The 19207-nt window shown below is 68.6% G+C and carries 18 protein-coding genes; 10 read left to right on the forward strand and 8 right to left on the reverse strand.

Features of this window, described 5'->3' with window-relative positions; genetic code table 11:
* Nucleotides 1–83 precede the first annotated feature (83 nt).
* The 3 genes from ABKA17_RS35575 to ABKA17_RS35585 all read left to right on the forward strand — a co-directional run bounded on the left by ABKA17_RS35575 (nucleotide 84) and on the right by ABKA17_RS35585 (nucleotide 5107).
* On the forward strand, nucleotides 84–2318 hold the full coding sequence (locus ABKA17_RS35575; RefSeq protein ID WP_353696477.1) for an alpha-L-fucosidase: 2235 nt from the start codon (nucleotides 84–86) through the stop codon (nucleotides 2316–2318).
* An 88-nt stretch (nucleotides 2319–2406) separates the two neighbouring features.
* Nucleotides 2407–4266: a ricin-type beta-trefoil lectin domain protein gene (locus ABKA17_RS35580; protein ID WP_353696478.1), complete on the forward strand. Its 1860-nt coding sequence runs from the start codon at nucleotides 2407–2409 to the stop codon at nucleotides 4264–4266.
* A gap of 157 nt (nucleotides 4267–4423) precedes the next feature.
* The gene (locus tag ABKA17_RS35585) at nucleotides 4424–5107 is read left to right on the forward strand and encodes a hypothetical protein (protein ID WP_353696479.1); all 684 of its coding nucleotides are present in this window, start codon (nucleotides 4424–4426) and stop codon (nucleotides 5105–5107) included.
* Here ABKA17_RS35585 and ABKA17_RS35590 read toward each other — a convergent pair.
* Both ABKA17_RS35590 and ABKA17_RS35595 read right to left on the reverse strand, forming a co-directional pair.
* Entirely contained in the window at nucleotides 5074–6354 is a 1281-nt protein-coding gene (locus ABKA17_RS35590; RefSeq protein WP_353696480.1) for a cytochrome P450, read from the reverse strand. The two genes, ABKA17_RS35585 and ABKA17_RS35590, sit on opposite strands and share 34 nt — an antisense overlap.
* A gap of 109 nt (nucleotides 6355–6463) precedes the next feature.
* Nucleotides 6464–9373, reverse strand: coding sequence for an ATP-binding protein (locus ABKA17_RS35595; protein ID WP_353696481.1), 2910 nt, complete (start codon nucleotides 9371–9373; stop codon nucleotides 6464–6466).
* A 196-nt stretch (nucleotides 9374–9569) separates the two neighbouring features.
* On the opposite strand from ABKA17_RS35595, the gene ABKA17_RS35600 reads away from it, so the two are divergent.
* Nucleotides 9570–10175, forward strand: a complete 606-nt coding sequence (locus ABKA17_RS35600) for an RNA polymerase sigma factor (RefSeq protein WP_353696638.1) — start codon at nucleotides 9570–9572, stop codon at nucleotides 10173–10175.
* Nucleotides 10172–11233: a CU044_5270 family protein gene (locus tag ABKA17_RS35605; RefSeq protein WP_353696482.1), complete on the forward strand. Its 1062-nt coding sequence runs from the start codon at nucleotides 10172–10174 to the stop codon at nucleotides 11231–11233. The genes ABKA17_RS35600 and ABKA17_RS35605 overlap by 4 nt, the downstream gene beginning before the upstream one ends.
* 67 nt (nucleotides 11234–11300) lie before the next feature.
* Here the strand turns inward: ABKA17_RS35605 and ABKA17_RS35610 are convergent, their stop codons facing one another.
* Together ABKA17_RS35610 and ABKA17_RS35615 are read right to left on the reverse strand one after the other, a co-directional pair.
* Nucleotides 11301–12197, reverse strand: a complete 897-nt coding sequence (locus ABKA17_RS35610; protein WP_353696483.1) for an aminoglycoside phosphotransferase family protein — start codon at nucleotides 12195–12197, stop codon at nucleotides 11301–11303.
* A 130-nt stretch (nucleotides 12198–12327) separates the two neighbouring features.
* Nucleotides 12328–12837: a signal peptide protein gene (locus ABKA17_RS35615; protein ID WP_353696484.1), complete on the reverse strand. Its 510-nt coding sequence runs from the start codon at nucleotides 12835–12837 to the stop codon at nucleotides 12328–12330.
* Between the two features lie 282 nt (nucleotides 12838–13119).
* Between ABKA17_RS35615 and ABKA17_RS35620 the strand changes: the two genes are divergently transcribed.
* Both ABKA17_RS35620 and ABKA17_RS35625 read left to right on the forward strand, forming a co-directional pair.
* On the forward strand, nucleotides 13120–13353 hold the full coding sequence (locus tag ABKA17_RS35620) for a hypothetical protein (protein WP_353696485.1): 234 nt from the start codon (nucleotides 13120–13122) through the stop codon (nucleotides 13351–13353).
* Between the two features lie 184 nt (nucleotides 13354–13537).
* Entirely contained in the window at nucleotides 13538–14203 is a 666-nt protein-coding gene (locus tag ABKA17_RS35625; RefSeq protein ID WP_353696486.1) for a hypothetical protein, read from the forward strand.
* A gap of 66 nt (nucleotides 14204–14269) precedes the next feature.
* Here the strand turns inward: ABKA17_RS35625 and ABKA17_RS35630 are convergent, their stop codons facing one another.
* A complete protein-coding gene (locus ABKA17_RS35630) occupies nucleotides 14270–15262 on the reverse strand; it encodes an ArsR/SmtB family transcription factor (protein ID WP_353696639.1) in 993 nt (330 codons plus the stop codon).
* A gap of 160 nt (nucleotides 15263–15422) precedes the next feature.
* Between ABKA17_RS35630 and ABKA17_RS35635 the strand changes: the two genes are divergently transcribed.
* The 3 genes from ABKA17_RS35635 (at nucleotide 15423) to ABKA17_RS35645 (ending at nucleotide 17035) form a co-directional block, all read left to right on the forward strand.
* Nucleotides 15423–15788, forward strand: coding sequence for a hypothetical protein (locus tag ABKA17_RS35635; protein ID WP_353696487.1), 366 nt, complete (start codon nucleotides 15423–15425; stop codon nucleotides 15786–15788).
* A 3-nt stretch (nucleotides 15789–15791) separates the two neighbouring features.
* On the forward strand, nucleotides 15792–16355 hold the full coding sequence (locus ABKA17_RS35640; RefSeq protein ID WP_353696488.1) for a hypothetical protein: 564 nt from the start codon (nucleotides 15792–15794) through the stop codon (nucleotides 16353–16355).
* Nucleotides 16356–16459: 104 nt separating this feature from the next.
* Nucleotides 16460–17035, forward strand: coding sequence for a dihydrofolate reductase family protein (locus ABKA17_RS35645; RefSeq protein WP_353696489.1), 576 nt, complete (start codon nucleotides 16460–16462; stop codon nucleotides 17033–17035).
* Here ABKA17_RS35645 and ABKA17_RS35650 read toward each other — a convergent pair.
* The 3 genes from ABKA17_RS35650 to ABKA17_RS35660 all read right to left on the reverse strand — a co-directional run bounded on the left by ABKA17_RS35650 (nucleotide 17017) and on the right by ABKA17_RS35660 (nucleotide 19186).
* Complete coding sequence (locus ABKA17_RS35650; protein WP_353696490.1) at nucleotides 17017–17727, reverse strand: helix-turn-helix domain-containing protein; 711 nt, start codon at nucleotides 17725–17727, stop codon at nucleotides 17017–17019. The genes ABKA17_RS35645 and ABKA17_RS35650 overlap by 19 nt on opposite strands.
* Nucleotides 17728–17784: 57 nt before the next feature.
* On the reverse strand, nucleotides 17785–17961 hold the full coding sequence (locus ABKA17_RS35655) for a hypothetical protein (protein WP_169807990.1): 177 nt from the start codon (nucleotides 17959–17961) through the stop codon (nucleotides 17785–17787).
* A gap of 127 nt (nucleotides 17962–18088) precedes the next feature.
* On the reverse strand, nucleotides 18089–19186 hold the full coding sequence (locus ABKA17_RS35660; RefSeq protein WP_353696491.1) for an alpha/beta hydrolase: 1098 nt from the start codon (nucleotides 19184–19186) through the stop codon (nucleotides 18089–18091).
* Nucleotides 19187–19207 lie beyond the last annotated feature (21 nt).

Raw genomic sequence — 19207 nt, forward strand, 5'->3', positions numbered from 1 at the left:
CAGCGGACGGCAGTACACCGCGCGGCTCACGCGCTGCTCACGGTCAATCATCGGAACACTTCAGCTGCCTTGGAGGCCTCTCAATGTCGAGAGCGATCAACAGACGACAGTTCCTGGCCGGTTCCACGGCCATAGCGGCGGCCGCGGTCGCCGGCGGACTCTTCGGTGCGAGCCCCGCCCTGGCCGCCGGTCCGGCCATCTACACACCCACCTGGAACTCGGTCAACCAGCACCCGGCGTCTCCCGAGTGGTTCATGGACGCCAAATTCGGAATCTACTTCCACTGGGGTGTCTTCAGCGTCCCCGCCTACGACAGCGAGTGGTACCCGCGGAACATGTACTTCGGCGGCAGCAAGGTGAATCAGCACCACGTCGCCACGTACGGCGACCCCTCGGTGTGGCCGTACCACAACTTCATCAACGGGGCGAACGACAAGGCGGGCAACTTCACCCAGTTCAAGCCCAAGCTGAAGTCCGCCGGCGGCAACTTCGACCCCGACGAGTGGGCGCAGCTGTTCGTGGACGCCGGGGCGCGGTTCGCCGGGCCGGTCGCCGAGCACCACGACGGCTTCTCCATGTGGGACAGCCAGGTCAACGAGTGGAACTCGGTCGACAAGGGCCCACAGCTGAACCTGCTGAAGCTGTTCACCGACGCGGTCCGTGCGAAGAACCTCAAGCTGCTGGTGTCGATGCACCACGCCTACAACTACCTCGGCTACTTCCAGGGCGTACCGGCGCAGTCGGACCCCAGTCTGAAGAAGCTCTACGGGCAGCTGGACAAGGCCACCGAGGACCAGCTCTGGTACGACAAGCTCAAGGAGGTCATCGACCTGGCCGAGCCGGACATCGTCTACCAGGACGTCCACCTGGACGAGATCGCCGAGCCGCAGCTGCTGAACTTCCTCTCCTACTACTACAACCAGGCCAACTCCTGGGGCCGTGAGGTCGTCGCCACCTACAAGGACGCCTTCAACGGCCACGGCGAGGTCTTCGACTACGAGCGCGGCGGCCCGGCCGACATCACCTCCCCCTACTGGCTGACCGACGACAGCGTCTCCAGCTCGAGCTGGTGCTACACCGAGGGCATCGGTTACTACACGGCCCAGTTGCTGCTGCACGCCATGATCGACCGGATCAGCAAGAACGGAACCGTCCTGCTCAACATCGCGCCGAAGGCCGACGGCACCATCCCCCAGGGCCAGCGCGACATCCTGCTCGGTATCGGCGACTACCTGAAGCGCTTCGGTGAGTCGGTGTACTCGACCCGTGCCTGGACCGAGTACGGGGAAGGGCCGACCAAGATGGGCGGCGGCACCTTCATGAACCCCAGCGCCGGCACCGCACAGGACATCCGCTTCACCCGCAACAAGGCGAACACCGTCCTGTACGCCACGGTGCTCGGCTACCCCGGCAGTTCGCTGACCGTCAAGACGCTCAGTTCCAGCCGTATCAACCTGGGCTCGCTGACCTCGGTGAAGCTCCTGGACAGTACGGCCGGTACCTACATCGATCTCCCGAACCGCACCCAGGACGCGTCCGGCCTCAAGGTGACCCTGCCGTCGTCGGCGCCGTACTCCGCGCCCATGTACGTGCTGAAGCTGACCTTCTCCGGCCAGATCCCCACGCTGCGGCCGGTCGACGGCGCCCTGGTCTTCACGGACGTCAACTACAGCGGTACCTCCGCCGCGCTCGGCCTGGGCGACTACACCGCCGACCAGTTGGACCTGCACGGGATGCCCGCGCTCTCCATCTCCTCGCTGAAGCTCGCACCGGGCCAGCAGATCGTCGCCTACTCCGGCGACAACTTCACCGGCACCCAGTGGACCTTCACCGCCGACAACACCGACCTGCGGGTCACCGGCCAGAACGACAAGATCACCTCACTGAAGGTGCAGTTCAACCCCACGACCTACCTCAAGGTCATCAACTACACGGACGGGCTGGCCCTGGACAGCGGCGGCAACGTCGCCGACGGATCCGCCCTCAAGCAGTGGCACTGGTTCGACAGCGCCAACCTCCAGTGGCAGGCGGTCGAGGTCGGAGGCGGCTACTACAAGCTGGTCAACAGGGCCAACGGCATGGTCGCCGACAGCTGGGGCGCCACCACCAACGGCGCCGCCTGCAAGCAACTGGCCTGGAACGGCCACACCAACCAGCAGTGGAAGATCACGCACCGCGGCGACGGCCAGTACAACATCGTCAACCGCACCACGGGCAAGCTCCTGGACGGCGGCGGAAACGTGTCCGAGGGCTCCGTCACCAAGATGTGGGCCTGGGGCAACAGCACCAACATGCAGTGGACCATCAGCCCCGTCTGATCCCTCCCCCTCATGACTCGGCGCGGCGTCGAACTCCGGCCCGCGCCGAAGGCAGACGACCCCATGACAAGTGAACAGGGATACCTCCATGACCATGAGACAACCACTGCGCGGACTCAGCGCTCAGGCCGTCGCACTGACGCTGGCCGTCACGGGCGGGGTGGCGGTCCTCGCCGCGTCGCCCGCGCAGGCCGCGAGCAGCACGATCGGCGTGACCCTGACGACGTCCGACCTGAGCCAGGCACTGACTCCGCAACCGGGCATCGCCCTCGGCCCGGTGTCGTCGGGCAGTGTGAACCTGAAGGTGGACGACACCCAGTCGTTCCAGACCATCGACGGCTTCGGCGCCGCCTTCACCGACACCTCCGCGTACCTCCTGCAGAACAAGCTCAACGCCACCACCCGCGACCGGGTGATGCGTGATCTGTTCACCCGCGGCTCCGGCATCGGCCTGTCCCTCATGCGGACACCGATGGGCTCCTCCGACTACACGGCCACACCCGCGAGCAGCCCCGGCACCTACTCCTACGACGACAACGGCGGCGTGGCCGACCCGACTCTGGCGAACTTCTCCACCGCGCACGACGACGCCTACGTCATCCCCATCATCAAGCAGGCCCAGGCGCTCAACCCGTCGATGAAGCTCTTCGCCAACAACTGGAGCCCGCCGGCCTGGATGAAGACCACGAACACGATGCTCGGCCAGGGCAACGGCACCCTGCGCTCGGACATGTACGGCCCGCTCGCGCAGTACTACGTGAAGTTCCTCCAGGAGTACAAGGCCAAGGGCGTCGACGTCTGGGGCATCACCCCGCAGAACGAGCCGACGATCTCACCGTCCACGTACTCGGCGATGCTGTGGTCCGCGAGCAACGAGGCGACCTTCATCGCCGACAACCTCGCCCCGGCACTCCAGCAGGCCGGCTTCGCAGACACCAAGATCCTCGGTGGGGACGCCGACCACGTGGACACCAACTACGCCAACACGCTGATGGGCAACCAGGCGGCCCGCAACGCGATGTACGGCACCGCGTGGCACTGCTACCAGAACGACCTCGGCAAGATGACCACCATCCACAACTCCTACCCGGACAAGCGGCTCTACGAGAGCGAGTGCTCCACCGGCCCCGGCATCGCGCCGATGAACGCCGCCCAGCTCGCCCTGGAATCCACCTTCAACTGGGCCAACGGCGCCCTGCTGTGGAACCTGGCCCTCGACACCGACGGCGGCCCGAAGATGGGCGTCGGCTGCACCAACTGCACCGGACTGGTCACCGTCGACCAGGCCACCGGCAAGGCCACGTACACCGACAACTACTACCAGCTCGGCCAGTTCTCGAAGTTCGTCGTCCCCGGCGCGACCCGGATCGGCTACAGCGACGGCGGCGGCGTCTGGGCGCAGGCCTACAAGAACCCCGACGGCGGCGAGGTGCTGGTCGCCTACAACAACAACTCCTCCGCCACCACGTTCACCACCACCTGGAACAACGCCGGATCGTTCTCCTACACGCTGCCCTCGCACGCCACCGTCACCTTCACCCGGGGCGCGCAGACGGCCGCCGGCCAGATCGTCGGCCAGGGCTCGAACCGGTGCCTGGACGACACCGGCAACCCGGCCAACGGCATCCAGCAGTACATCTGGGACTGCACGTCGGGCAGCGCCAACCAGCAGTACACGTACTCGGCGAGCCGTGAGCTCCAGGTCGCCGGCAAGTGCCTCGGCGCGAACGGCAACGGCACCACCAACGGCACCAAGGTCATCACCTGGGACTGCAACGGCGGCGCCAGCCAGAAGTGGACCTTCCACGCGGACGGCAGCGTCACCAACGACCTCTCCGGCCTCTGCCTCGACGTGACCGGCACGGCCACGGCGAACGGCTCCAAGGTCCAACTGTGGACCTGCACCGGCGCCTCCAACCAGAAGTGGTCGTCCTCCAGCGGAGGCTGACAGCACCGGCCGACCCCTCACTCGCCGCCCTGGCAGTCAGTAGAACTACGCAATCCATTAAGGGCTTTCACCCAACGGGGTAGGCAGTGCATGCGTGCGTCAATCGGTGTGTGTGACCCTGTGGCGGGCGGCAAGGTCGACGCAAGCGGGGGAACTCATGGGCAGGGCACGCACGTTCTTCGTACCGGCCGCGGCCGTAGCAGCGCTGCTCACCGTCTCGGGGTGTTCGGAGGACCAGCCGGCTGCCCAGGCGACTCGAACCGCTTCCCCGTCCGAGCTGGCTCGCTACACGGCCGCTCCCGACCTGGCCACTCCGGAGCAGAGCCCGACGTCATCCGCGCCTGCGGAGTGTGTGAAGACCACCGCCATGAGCCTCGAGAAGCTGACCGGCTATCTCAAGGAACTACCCAGCAGCAGTGGCGCATACAAGTCCAGGGGCTTGACCCTGGACTCCTCCGGCGTGAAGTTCGCCCCGGAGGCGATCCAGAGGCCGTGCAAGGCAGTCAAGGTCAAGCTCGCCCGCTACTGGGTCGAGGTCGAGAAGACGAGGGAGGAGACTGCCGTCAGCCCAGCCTCCTACGAGTACGAGTACAAGCGGATCAGCGTCACCTCCCACAAGGTCGGCCCGCAGGACGGCACAGTCCCCGATACCGCGCCCCCGGGCGGTTCCGACTGCCAGGGCTCCCTTTCGGTGCTCTACGTCGGCGAAGACATTCCGCTGCGGTACCTCCCCTCCAACCTGGAGCTGATCGATACGACAGCCCCCGCCCCGGTCGAGGTGGCCGGGGACGGGGTGCTGTCCGCGCTCTACGTCTCGCCCATCAGCGTCGTGTCCTGCTGACACCGTCGGCCACTGCCCATTGCGGCACCTTGATCGTCCGACGGCGGCGTGAAGGCGACGTCCAAGCGGGTGAGCCCGCGGAAGTTGAGGCTGCGCTGCCACTGCGGGGCGGCGCCGTCGAGCCGTAGGCCGGGGAGCCGGGTCAGGAGTGTCTCCAGGACGATCGCGCCTTCCAGCCGGGCCAGGGCCGCGCCGAGGCAGAAGTGCGGGCCGTGCCCGAACGCCATGTGCCGTCCTCCGGGCCGCTCGAAATCCAGCACGTGAGGGTCGGGGAACACGGCCGGATCGCGGTTGGCAGCGCCACCCACCAGGAGCACCGTCTGGCCTTCGGAGATGGTGCGACCCGCCAGCTCCAGATCACGACGTGCCCGGCGCAGCATCAGCTGTACCGGGGCGTCGTAGCGCAGGAGTTCCTCGACCGCGGCGGGCATCAGATCGGCCCGGCCGCGCAGTTGGTCGGCCGCGTGCGGGTGGCGGAGCAGCGCGAGGGTGGCGTTGCCGATGAAGTGGGTGGTGGTCTCGTGGCCGGCGATCAGGAGCAGGGCGCAGTTGGCGAGGAGCTCGTCGAGGTCCTGGTCGGTGTTCTCGGCCTGTGCGCTCACCAGGGCGCGCAGCGTGTGGGGGGCCGGCGGGGTGTCGCGGCGGGTGAGGAGTTCGCGGAAGTAGGCGAGCATGTCCGTCATGCTCTGCGAAGCCTCGCGGTTGCGGTCGTCATCCAGCCGGGAGTTGCCGATGGCTTCGGCGATCGGCTCGGACCAGGCCGCGAGGGCGGGGCGGTCCTGCTCCGGTACGTCGAGGAGGTCGCAGATGATGGTGAGAGGCAGAGGGCGCGCGAGGTCCGCGACGATGTCCATCCGCCCGGTCGGCGCCGCGTGGGTGATGATCCGGTCGACGGCCTCGACGATCCGGCCGCGCAGTGTCCGCACTGCGCGGGGAGTGAAGGCCTTGCTGATCAGTGCCCGTAGCCGGGGGTGGTCGGGGGCGTCGTTGTAGAGCATCTGCCTGCTCAGAACCTCGGCCAGCGGCCGCAGTTCCTCGGGGACGTCCTCCATGTCGGGATAGCGCACCGAGGACAGGCCCGGGTCGTCCACCGCTTCGCTGACCACTGCGTGCCCGGTCGCGACCCACGCGCGCAGGGTGCGGTCCCAGAACAGGTCGTCGGCGCTCCGCAGCTCATCGTAGAAGTCGTAGAGACGCTCTTGGACTTGAGGCCGAAAGGCCCGCAACAGCGAGGGGGGAGTGCTCATCGGCCCAGGCTAGACGGTCTGCGGATCCCGACCGCGGCCAAGGAGTCTCCCGCTCACGAGTTGGGTAGGCGATGTCGTCAGGAGGGTGACGTCGATCGGCATGCCGTCTTCAGGCGTTCTCCGAGGTGGGCCCGGTAGCCCCGGTGGTCCCGGTCGTGGCGTCGTTCAGTTCGAGCCTGGTCTGGAGGACGGCGAGGGCGGCTCTCGAAGTGACTCCGGTCTTGCGGTAGATGCGGCTGAGATGGGATTCGACCGTGCGGGGGCTGAGGAAGAGACGGGCGGCGATGGCCGGGGTGGTCAGGCCGGCGGCGACCAGGGCGGTGATCTCGCGTTCGCGGGCGGAGAGGCCCGGGACCGGCACCGGAGGCTGGGCCGGGGGCGGCGCGGTGTGGACGAGGGAGTGGATCGCGTCGGCCAGGCCTGTCAGTTGATGCGCGCCGCCGGCCACGGCGAGCTGCCGGGCGCGCGTCCACATGGCGCGGCCGCGGTCCGGGTCGCCGACGGCGACCAGGGGTGCGCCGAGCAGCAGACTGAACGCTTCCCACAGCACCGCTCCCCCACGGGCCGTCCTGTCCACGGCCTCCTCGAAGAGCTCAGCGGCCGCTGCCGTGTCGCCACCGGCGGACAGACAGTGGGCGGTGCTGCGCAGCGCTGAGGCCTGCTGCGAAGGCAGGTCCAGCTGTTCCGCTTCCTTACGGGCCCGCTCCGCCCACGTCGCGGCGGCAGGCGTGTCCCCGGTCAGGATGGCGGAGTTGACGAGGATCTCCAGGATGAGCGGACGCATGGACGGGTGAAGTCCGTTCAGGTCGTCGCCTCCGCCACGCAGGACCGCGGCCCGGGCACGCTGCGCATCGCCTGCGTGCATCGCCGCCTGAGCGAGCACGCACCAGGCGATGGACGCCCACCAGTTGGTACGCGAACCTGCCGCGGCGACGGCCTCCTCGGCCACCGTCAGTGCGGCCTTGTCGCCGGGCGGGAAGGCGAACATCTGGGCATACGCCTTGTTGGTGAGGACGAAGGCCAGCAGTTCGTCGCTGCCGATGCCGCGCGCGATCGTCTCGGCCTCGTCCGCGAGTTCCATCGCCGAGTGCAGTCGCAGGGTCTGGTGATGGACGTAGGACTTGCACAGCAACAGGTGGGGCAGGACGTAGAGTTGGCCGCCGCGCCGGGCGATGGCCAGGCCTCGGTCGGCGTGCCGTTCGGCATCGGCGTACCGTTCCAGGAACGCCGCGGCCCAGCCGAGCCGGGCCAGCGGCTCGCACAGACCCGCGAGGTCGTGATCGGTCAGGGCGTCGACCAGCGCGGCGGCCCGGTCGGTGGCCTCCCGCGCGGCGCCCATGTTGCCTTCGTACGTCTCCCCGAGGGCCGCGATCGAAAGGGCGCCCGCCTGAGCGACCTCGTCGCCCAGCGACCGGGCGAGGTCGAGGGTCGCGGCCACGTCGGCACGCAGCTGAGGGTAGGCGGTGGCGTGCGGCGCGGACGAGCCCAGCTCCAGGCCGAGTTCCACCCTGTCGGCGTCGGACGGGCCCGGTGTCCGGGAGAGTTCGCGGCGCAGCAGAGCAACTGCCTCGGTGTACCGCCCGAGGTGACGCTCCATCACCGCGCACAGTGTCACGGCGGCCGCCCGCACGCTTCGCTCCGACCCCCTCTCGTCGGGCGGCGACATGGCGATCACCTCGTGCAGCAGGTCGCGGCTCTCCTGCAGTCCTCCGCACACGCCCAGGGCTCGCGCCCGTCGCAGCATCAGATCGCGGCGTAGCGTGGCGTGTTGTGGCTCGTCGGGCAGGTGGGTCAGTGCGACACCCAGCCAATGCGCGCTGCTCGCGGGAGCGGTGGAGACGGAGCGCTCGGCCGCTTCTGACAATACGGCGACGGCCTGCGGGTCCCAGCCGGTCAGCGATTGCTCGACGTGGTGGGCGCGTTCGCCGGCGGGAGCACCTGCGTCAGCCAGTGCGGCGGCGGCGAGGCGGTGCATCCGTGCGCGTTCCAGAGGGTGGGTGCTCTCGTGCACGACAGCTCGTAGCACCGGATGGCGCAGTGCCCACCGCCCGGCCGGCCCGGGACGCAGGAGATCACGGTCGGCCAGTGCCCCGAGGTCCGCGTCGACTTCGGCCTCCTCCCGGCCGGTCACCACTGCCAGCAGGGCAGCGCTGCCCCGCTCCCCCAGGACGGCCACCGCCTCGGCGGTACGGCGCTGCGCCATGGTCAGCGGGGTCAGTTCGTCCAGGAGGACGGAGCCGAGGCCGACTGAGTGCGGCTGTGTGTTCTGTCCGGCATTCTGCTCGGCGTTCCACCCGGCTTTCTGCCCGGCGTTGCGTCCTGTCTGTCCGGCCTGAAGGAGGGCGAGGAAGTACAGCGGATTGCCGTCGCTGGCGGCGTACAGCTCGGCGACCTGGCCAGGATGCATGTGGGGTGCCAGCTCGGGGGCCAGGACCTCGACGCACGCCTGCTCGGCGAGGGGTCCGAGGTTCAGCCGCAGCACCGTCCCCATGTCGATGCCCCGGGTGAGCGCGGCGTCCAGGGAGGTCGTGGTCTGACGGTCGCGTCGGGCCACGACGATCACGACGGGGGCGTTCGGGGGGTGGCGGACGATGTGGTCGAGGAGTTCCAGGGACGCCGGGTCCGCCCAGTGCAGATCGTCCAACGCCACGACGAGCCCGGTTCCGGGGCTGCTCCGGGCGATCCGCACGAGCAGCTTCGCGATGGAGCGCTGCAGCCCGAACCGGTCGCCGCGCACGTCCGTGACGCCCTGACCCGTCAACTCCACGTCATGGTCGGCGAGGGCGTCGCTGAACGGCTGGTAGGGGATGTGCTGTTCGTACTCGGTGGCCCGGCCGCGCAGTACCGTCATCCCCCGGGCCTGCGCCCGTCGGCAGAACTCGGCCAGCAGACGGCTCTTGCCGATTCCCGCGGCCCCGGCGAGGTCCACGACGGAGCAACCGCCGTGCTCCCCGAGCGTCCGGTCGAGCACCGCGTCCAGAAGTTCCAGCTCTGTCGCCCGGCTCACCAGCGGAGTCACATCGCCACCTAACTGCCCATGGCCGCGCGGCCGTCGGGGACAATTCCCTGACGATCTTACGTATGCCTTGCCCGGCTCGGCTTTCGTGTTTGATCGTTTCCCGCTCTACCAGGGGTCGTGCCGGTGCGTGACACAGGTAACAGGAACTCCTCCCGTGTCGCGGAGAGAAGTGGTCGTGAGGGACTCAGAGAACGATGTGCGTCGCCGTGTGCGCGAGGGGGACCGAGAGGCGTTCGCCCTGCTGTACGAGCAGTTCGCCGGCGCCGTCTACAACCACGGGCTGCGATTGACGGGCGACTGGTCGACAGCCGAAGAGATCATGTCCGAAACGTTCCTGACCGCGTGGCGGACTCGCGCGCGCGTGCAGGAGGACGGCGGCTCCCTGCTGCCCTGGCTGCTGGGCATCGCCACCCACAAGGCGGACAACGCCCGTCGGGGAGTACGCAGACGGCAGTTGTTCCTGGCGCGTCAGCCCAGGCCACGCGTGGAGGAGGACTTCGCGCCCCGGACGATCGGGCGCATCGACGACGCACGGTACTTGCGTGCCGTGCAGACCGCGTTGGGGCGGCTGCGGCGCCATGAGCGGGAGGTTCTGGCCCTGTGCGTGTGGTCCGGCCTGGACTACCAGCAGACGGCCGAAGCGCTGGGCATCGCCGTCGGAACCGTACGGTCCCGCCTTTCACGTGCCCGCAAGAAGCTCGCTCACCTCGCGGAAGAGGACCGGGAACCACCCACCGCCCGCGGAGAGATGACAAGTGCGGCCGCGATCGCGGCCCTGCCCGTACGGGAGGAGCTCACATGAACGACAGCGCAACCGGCGCTTCCCCTGAGCGGCACGGCGATCGCGAGGAGATCGCCCGTCTGCTCCCGGCCCCGGCCGACTGGGACCTTCCGCGCGAGCAGCACCTTCGTCACAAGGATCTTCTGATGCACCACATCGACCACGACCAGGTCGCCCGTACCCGGCCGGCCCGCCGGCTGCTGCGACCCGCGGTCCTGGCGCCGGCGACCGCTCTCGCCCTGGCCTGCGCGGTGACCGCGGGTATCACGCTGACCGGCGGTGACCGGGCGCCCGCCGGTACCGCCTCGCACGGCGCGGCCACGGACATGCAGCCCGCCGCCGCGCTTCTGGACCGGATCTCCGACGCCACGGAGACGCGCGCCGACCTCAAGGTGCGCGACGACCAGTTCGTCTACACCAGGGAGAAGACCCGCGGGGCTGACCTGACCAGCGGGAAGGCAGTCCTCAGCCCGCTGATGGACCGTGAGGTGTGGGCCGCGCAGGAGCCGGGGCCCCAGCGCAAGCTCGGCCTGATCCGGGAGGACGGCGAGACGTTCCCCATCAACGCCGAACTCGGTGACACCGAAGGCACACCGGCCGGTATCAACCGGCCCACCTACGGCTGGCTCAGCTCGCTGCCCACCGACCCCGACAAGTTGCTGACGTATCTGTACGCCAAGACCCCGCAGGCCGACGGACGGGAACGTGACCAGGCTGTGTTCGAGCAGATCGGATCTTTGCTCGGCGGGGTGATGCCGCCCCGTACCGCCGCCGCCCTCTACCGGGCCGCGGCGAAGATCCCGGGTGTCACCCCGGCGCCTCAGGCCCGCGACGCGATCGGTCGCAAGGGCCTCGGTATCGCCCGCGACGACACGCGGTACGGCATCCGGACCGAGTGGGTCTTCGACAAGCAGGACTACGCCTTCCTGGGCTCCCGCAGCTATCTGACCAAGGACGCCCCGTACGGAAAGGCCGGGACCCTGCTGTCCGGCGTGGCCGAGCTGGAACACGCCATCGTCGACGAAGCCGGCCGACAGCCCACCGACACGCAGCGAACACAGACCACGCGCCAGAGCTGACCGGCGGGGGTGGTGCTGCGGCCCAGGGCGCGCGCCGCAGAACCACCCCAGGTCGATCAGGTCGACATCACTTCATCGACTCCAGAATGCGGTCGAGCGTCTGGCGCCCCATTGCACTCATCGTCGGATTGCTCTCGGCGTAGTACCAGACAACACCCACCGCCTGTTCGAACGCCCATGCCTTGCCGCGCTCCCACTCCAGATCATCACAGTCCAGTGCGCGCCGGAGCACTTCGCGGGGACCTGGCTGCAAGAGGTGCCAGGCGCTGACCAGATCCAGCGCGGGGTCGGCCGGGCCGAAGCCGCCGGTGTCGAGTACGCCGCTGAGCCGGTCGCCCATGACCAGTACGTTGCCGGGGATCAAGTCACCGTGACTCATCACATCGGCGCCCGTGCGGGGCAACTCCCTGAAGTGGCTCCACAGTTGACGCAGCCGGGGCACGTCGAGCAGCCCCTCGCTCTCCTGGAAGCACTCCGCCATCCAGTCGTCGTGGCGGTCGAGAACACCACCGCGATTGTCGCCGTTGAAAATCCGCCCCCGCGTGTCGACCGCCCGCAGAGCCGCGATGAAGGCCGCGAGATCCTCGGCGAAGACATCCGACCCACTCGGGTCTGCGTCGAAGACGACCGTTCCCGGCAGCCATGTCTGGACCGACCACGGCATGGGGTAACCCGCTCCGGGCACTCCCAAGGCGACAGGTTCCGGGACAGGGATCCGAGACACCTGTGCCAGTTCCGCGCTCGCTCGAGCTTCCCGTTCCAGAACCGCCAGCGCCTCGTCGGCGTCGGTCAGACGCAGCGGGAAACGCGCCGAAAGGTCCTCGCCGATACGGAAGATGGCGTTGACCGTCCCGGTCGACGCCAGGGGTCGGATCGCCTTGCCGCTCCACTGAGGGAACTGTTCCCGGATCAAAGCCGCAACGATTTCGGCGGTCACATCCACCTGGTCATCGTGCATGGTCATTCTCGAGAGCCCTTCCACTTCCACCAGTCCAATTCCGAACAATCGAGGCTGGTATCCCTCCGTGCACGCACTGTGGCGCTGCACCCCCTCGGGGCGCAGCGCCGCAGCTGTCGTGCAGAGCCTCGCGAGGTCAGCCGTACAGCGCCACGCGCGGCTGGACGGTACCCGTGGCGCCCGGAGTGATCGCGGAGACCCGGTACCGCTCCGTGAGCGTCTCGCCCGGACGGAGGGTGCGCTGCGCGGCCACGAGATCGGTGAACAGCGTGCCCGTCTGGCTCGCGACGGGTACCACCTCACGGGCACCGTCGGCGTCGCGCCGCTCGACCCGTATGTCAGCAGCCGCCAGGAAGGGCCCTGCGTCAGGGGATTCGACCAGGATCTGCGGGGCCACGACCTGGTCCGCGGACGAGTTGTTGCGGTAGGACACGACGAACGTGTGCGACTCCCCGGCCGCCGGGAGAGCCCTCGTGGGGAGGTTCACGAAGTCGACAGGAAACAGGGCTGCCCCCGTCTCGTCGACCGTCGCGGCGCTTGCCGCCGTGGCTGTGCTCGCCATGGCGGTGCCCGCACCGGCCACACCCACAAGCGCGGTGGTGAGGGCCAAGGCTGCCGCCGCCAGGCGGTAGTTGGTCAATGACACGCAATGCTCCTCTTGCTACAAAGCGTTGGATTGCTGTTCCGCCGAAGAGGCTTACCAGAAAGCGCTCTCAGCGATATTGCACATGCTACGCCCATATCCCCTTCCGCCCTTCCCTGTTCGAAGCCTGACATTCCCGATGGAAAGCCATGACACCCAACACCACTGCGCCTTGACGCATTCCAAGAGGAAATGGTTGAGCAAGAATTCGGAAACTTCATGTGAAGAAACGGTGCTCGACCGTAGGATGGAAGAACCCCCCGAAGACAGATCGAGGACCAGCGAATGAGTGGTGGCATACCCCCGCTGCGGGACCGTCGCCTGGCCGCGGGCTTCATCGTCGTCATGTACCTGTTGCTCGGAGCTCTGTTGGCCGGTCTGGCGGTGGCAGGATTCTCGGGCAGCGACGCGGGTGTGGGCGTGGCAGCCGGCGCGGGCGCGGTCCTGGGGGCCGTTTTCGGCGGTTGGCGCATCCACCGCACCCCCGAGGGTGAGCGCGCTGACGACAACACTCCCTAGCGCAGCCATCGGCAACCCAGTCGTGCTCTTGTCGGCAACCGGCCCTCACATTGCCCGGGCCTGGTCACCGCTTCGCAACGGACGGCGCCGGGGTGATCAAAAGCGCCGCGGTGTGGCTGAATATGGTCTCTCCAGCTCACGCGGTTACGCAGGTAGCCGCTGCCACCACCTTGGGGGACTCATCATGACGATCACGCGTCGCCGCAGACAGATCGCGTTCCGGACGCTCGCCGTGAGCGCCTGCGCGGCCGGTGTCCTGGCGCTCACCGCCTGCTCCGCCACCTCCTCGGATTCGGACACCACGGCGGCGGCCGTCACCCCCTCGCCGGCCAAGGACGAGAACGGCACCAAGGGGACGGCGCCCGCCGAGGCGCTGCCCGCCGGGAAGGTCTCGCCGTCGCCCGACGGCAAGGTGGCCTCTCCCCCGGAGTCCACGAAGGCACCGGCGGCGTCGGCCGAGGGCTCCCCGGCCGCAGCCGGGTCCGGCGGCGAGGACGACGGCTGCGACCACAAGATGCCCATCTCACCGGACGAGATCGCCGTCTACCGCTACACGCCCGAGGGCGGGTCCCTCAGCCTGATCTTCCGGCACGGCAACTGGGGCTGTGGCACACCGGATTCCGACGGCGCACCGTTCGAGACAGTCGGCAAGGAAACCTATCTGCCGCTGGACCAGGCCGCGTACATCACCGTCACCAACCCCATCGTGACCAGCACCGAGAACCAGCCCATCGGTGTCCAGGAGTTCCTCGACTGGCTGGAAGCACACCCCGACAGCGGCCTCGTCTTCCAGTACCACCGAGGCGCGGACGGAGCCATCGACCGCCTCGAGCAGATCTTCACTCCCTGACACATACACACAGCACCGCAAGTCGGTCAGGAAGGAGTGTCGGCTCCACTCCGGCCGCCCACAGGGTCAGTGAACGCGACGCCACCCGTTCTGTTGCAGCAGGGACGCTCCCAGGGGTGTCAGGGCATGCAGCACGGTGTTGGCGTGGCGGTGGCTGGTGATCAGGCCGGCGTCGCGCAGGACCGTCGTGTGGTGGCTCGCGGTCGTGGGGGTGACGCCGGCGTGCCGGGCGGCCTCGGTGGTGGTGGCGCCGGTGGCCGCGGCCCGCAGGATGTCGGTGCGGGTGGTGCCGAGCAGGGCGTGCAGCGGTGCGTGGGCGCCGGTCTGCTGGGTGGCTGCGGGCGAGTGGTGCAGGGGATAGAGCAGTACGGGTGGCAGGTCGGGGTCGGCCAGTGAGACCGGGGTGTTCCAGCAGAAGTACGACGGGATGAGGAGCAGCCCGCGGCCGTTGAGGTGGATGTCGCACTCGGTCGGGTACTTGCCGAGTTCCAGCACGGGAGGGCGCCACCGGATGGAGGGCGCCAGGGTGTTCAGGACGCCTTCGATTCCGGTGCCGCACAGCGTGCGGGTCTGGCGGGTGCGCTCGGCGTGCAGACGTCCGTGGATGCGTTCCTCGAACGGAGCGATCACGGCGTGGTGGTAGGCGCGTAACGCACGGACGAGCTGTTCCCGCATGCCGCCGTCGGTGAGCTTGCGGGTCCAGGCAGGAGCGCCGACGATCTCCCGGAGCTTGGTGACCTCCCGGGCGACCTGTCGTTCCGGTGCCGCCAGGATGGATTCGAGTCCGGCGTCGAGGCCTACGGCGCCGTCCGCCGGGGTGAGGAAGTCGGGAAAGTAGCTCGCCCGCGGAAAGAGGGGCAGCAGCACGGTCCGTACCGTGCGTTCGAGTCCGGTGCTGCACAGCGTGGAGCGGGCGGTGCGGTACCAGGGCGCGTAGGCCCACCGCCCTTCATGGGTCTGGAAACGGTGCAGGCTCGCTGCGATCTCCCACAGCGGGTGCGGTGCGGTGGCGATCCTGAGTCTGGTCAGGTCCTCAGGCGTGAAATGAAAGCGGAGCAACGCGGTCCCCCCTGTCATCAGGTCTCTCATCTGCGATGTTTCAGCAGGGTCGCATGAGCATGACAGGAGCGGTTGTGGCCCGGGAACATGAGTTCGCGCCAACCGGGACGTGTGCCACAGGGCCACGTCCGGCTCTGGCCTCCAGCAAGGAGGAGAAGTGATGGGACGAATTCTCGCGGGCAAACGGCTTTCGAAGGTGGCGGCGACCGGAGTCCTCGCCATCCTGCTCTCGACCCTCGCGGCGCCGTCCGCGGAGGCACTCGGCAACAACCGGGCGGTGAACCGCTCCTGTGGGACGAACTACGTCTCGAGCGGGTTCACCGGCAGCTACAACTGGGCCCAGACCCGCAAGCAGAGCGGCGACTGCAGCGGCCGGCTGAGCTCGGCCATCGAGTACGGCACCGGCTGGTGGACGCCTCGCGCCTACGGGTCGAGCGAGAACGCCTACACCTCGCACACGTCCACCACCAGGGCCGCCAACGGGCTGCACTGGGGCTGCGACTCGTGCAACGTGACCAGGAGCTGACGGGTGCGCTTCCGCCTCCTCGCCACCGCGCTGCTGACGGCAGTCGCGGTGGCGGCCTGCTCCCCCGGCACCACCGACAGCGGTGCGCAAGGGGCGAACGAAGACGTGCCCCTTCCGGGCCAGCAGTGGGCACTGCGGGACCACCGGGTGACGGCGGCCGAGTACCGCACCGCGATCAAGCGCTTCCTCGCCTGCATCGAGGACAGCGGCTACCGCACCGGCGATCCGGTGATCAGCCCGATCGACGGACTGAGCCTGCTGTACGACATCACGCCGTCGGGAGACCCTGCGACGTACAACGACCGGGTCCAGCGCTGCAACCTCGGCCATCTGTCGATGATCGAGCCCACGTACGTGGAGTCGCACCGCAAGGTCATGGACCGGCCGCTGAGACGAGCCGTCGGCGCGTGCCTCGAGGGCCGCGGGGTGCATGTGTCGGGCACCGAGCACAACGCCACGGACTTCGCCGCCACCGCCCGCGACGAGCCGGTCGTCGTGGAGTGTGTGACCGAGACCAGGCAGCAGCTCTACCCCGACCTGCCCGACTTCGCCGTCGTACGCATCTGAGCCCGGCCGGCGTCCCGAGCCCGGTGTCGTTTCTGTCCAAGACGTCTGTCCGGCCTCGATCTAGCCTGATCCCAGGAGCTCGGCCTGGGATGAGGAGACAGCAGATGCGAAACTTGGTCTACACCGGATTCATGTCGCTCGACGGTGTTCTGGACTCGCCCGGCGGGCCCGAGGAAGGGCATCGCAGTGGTGGCTGGGTGGTGCGGGACCTGGAGTTCGTCCCGGAGGCCTGGTCGCTGAAGGGCGAGGAGCTTTCCGACACGACGGCGCTGATGTTCGGCCGCCGCAGTTACGAGGCCTTCGCATCGGTCTGGCCCGCCTCGGAGGATCACGCCTCCTACAAGGAGCTGCCCAAGTACGTGGTGTCGAGCACTCTGTCGGACGACGCCCTCGTCGACGGGTGGGGGCCGACGACGATCCTGCGCACGACGGAGGACATCGCGAAGCTCAAGGAGAGCGAGGGCGGCTCCATCTACATCCACGGAAGCGCGGAGCTGGCACGGCGGCTGTCGGAGGCGGGCCTGATCGACCAGTACAACCTGCTCGTCTTCCCCGTCCTGCTCGGTGCCGGCAAGAGCCTGTTCCACCGGGCCGACAGTGACAAGCAGATGCTGTCGCTGCGGGAGTCGGAGAGCTACTCCAACGGGATCCTGAAGCTGATCTACGACGTCAAGCGCTGATCCAGGTCGAGCGCGATCGCGCCGCCCGTGGCTTCCCGCAGTTGCCCGACGGTACGTCCCACGTACGTGCGCAACGCCCGGGCGAGGTGCGGCTCGTCGAAGTACTCGAGCTTGGCTACGACGTCCACGGCCGTGTCTCCGGCCGCCAGCAGCTCCGCCGCCGTGCGGGCCCTCTCGATCTGCCGGACGGCGCCCCGCGTCAGGCCGGTGGCGGCTCGGAAACGGCGTTCGACGGTCCGCCCCGACACGGCCGGGTCATGGCCTCGCAGGACCTCGGCGACGAGCGGGTCACGCACCACGATCCCGGCCTGGACCAGTCGCTCCACCAGAGCCTCGGCGTCATCGGAGCCCGGGGTCTGCCAGCGCGCACCGTCCAGCCGGAACGTCCGGCGCGTGGTGTCGGGGAGCTCGACGCCGCCGTCGACCAGCTCCGGTGTGGGCAGGGCCCGCAGCGAGGTGCCCACGGCGAAGTCGATGCCGGTGAAGACAGCGCCCTCCGGGACCGGTGCCGTGCTCGTCCGGGTCTCGGGGCCGGTGACGGCCGCGTAGGACCGGCCGTCCTGCTCCCAGAACACCAGGCCCCAGCGCACCGCCGCGACGGACGTCATCGTCGTGACCTGCTCGCTGGTGCAGGTCCACACGCTGTCGACCCACGGCGAGTCTGACCGGCGTATCTCGAAGCGCAGCTGCACGAGCGCAGGATACGCCGCGCGAGGCCGTGGGCACCGGCGTGCTCGACGGCATCGGCGTCAGCGCCTGCGGCCGCCGCGCGACCAGCCGCTGCCGATGCCCGCGAGGTGCAGGGCGAGCGCGGTCAGTCCGAGAAGCATCACGTTGGTCGAGCTGAAGGTGTCGTTGGTCGAGATGTCAGCGGCATTGATCAGGAAAGCGATGAAGAACAGGACTGCGGAGACGATGGCCAACATAGGGAGTTTCCCTTCGGGTCAGGGCTCGTCGCCCGTGTTCTGTGCGAATGCCCCCCAGCCGCCGCAACACGCCCGACCCTTGTCGAAAGGTCGGCTGTGCCGGCCTGCCGGAGGGCGCCGCTTCCGGTCAGGCGAGGTTCTTGGTGAAGAACTCGTCGAGCTTGCCGAAGGGGATGATGTCCTTGCGGTCGTACAGGTCGACGTGGTCCGCGCCGGGGACGACCAGGAGGTCGATGGTGCCGGGCGCCATCTTCTGGACGTCCTCGGAGTAGTAGCGGGAGTGCGCCTCGGAACCGGTCACCAGAAGGGCCTTGCGGGGCGCGAGCAGGTCGATGTTCGTCATCTGCTGGAAGGCGAAGAACGACATCGGCGTGGTCCCGGTCCATGCGGTGGTGGAATTGACCGAGCGCGGGTGGTAACCGCGCCTGGTGCGGTAGTAGTTGAAGAACATCGTCGTGATCGGGTCGGCGTCCGCCGGGAGGGTCTCGGGCAGACCGCGGTCGGAGGGGGCGACGTTGCCGTTCTCGTCGAACGGGACCTCTGCGGAGAGCCGCGCGTAGGTGCCGTTCTCCGCGTCGATCCAGCGCTGCCGGCTGAGGTGGTCCACGACCTTCTGGCGCTGCTCACGCGTGTAGTAGTCCTGGTAACCGCGGGACATGGCGCGCGACATGTCGTACATCGCGGCCGTGGCGACCGCCTTGATACGGCTGTCGGCGGCCGCCGCGGTGAGTGCCATACCGCTCAGGCCGCAGATGCCCTGCGCGCCGATCCGCTCACGGTCGACCATCTTCTGCAGGCCGAGGAAGTCGACGGCGGCACTCCAGTCCTCGGTGTTGATGTCGGGCGAACCCACGTCACGCACCCGGCCGCCGCTCTCCCCGGTGAAGGAGGGGTCGAACGCGAGGGCGATGTAGCCGCGACGGGCGAACTCGTTGGCGTAGAGACCCGAGACCTGTTCCTTGACCGCGCCGAACGGGCCGCTGACCGCCAGGGCGGGCAGCTTGCCCCTGACGTTCCTCGGTACGTAGAGGTCGGCTGCGAGTTCGATGCCGTAGCGGTTCCTGAACCGCACCGAAGTCCGCCTGACGCTCTTGTCCAGCGCGAAGGTGTAGCCGCCCTGACCGGTCGAACGGCCGGCCTCCGCGCCGAAGGCGGGCGTAGCCGTGAAGGAGGCGGCAGCGGCGCCGGTGGCCGCGATCAGGCCGAGCGCTTTGCGACGTTCCATGGAGTTGACCTCATATCCGGT

Origin of the sequence: Streptomyces sp. RG80, from assembly GCF_040446465.1 — a bacterium.
Lineage (GTDB): Bacteria > Actinomycetota > Actinomycetes > Streptomycetales > Streptomycetaceae > Streptomyces.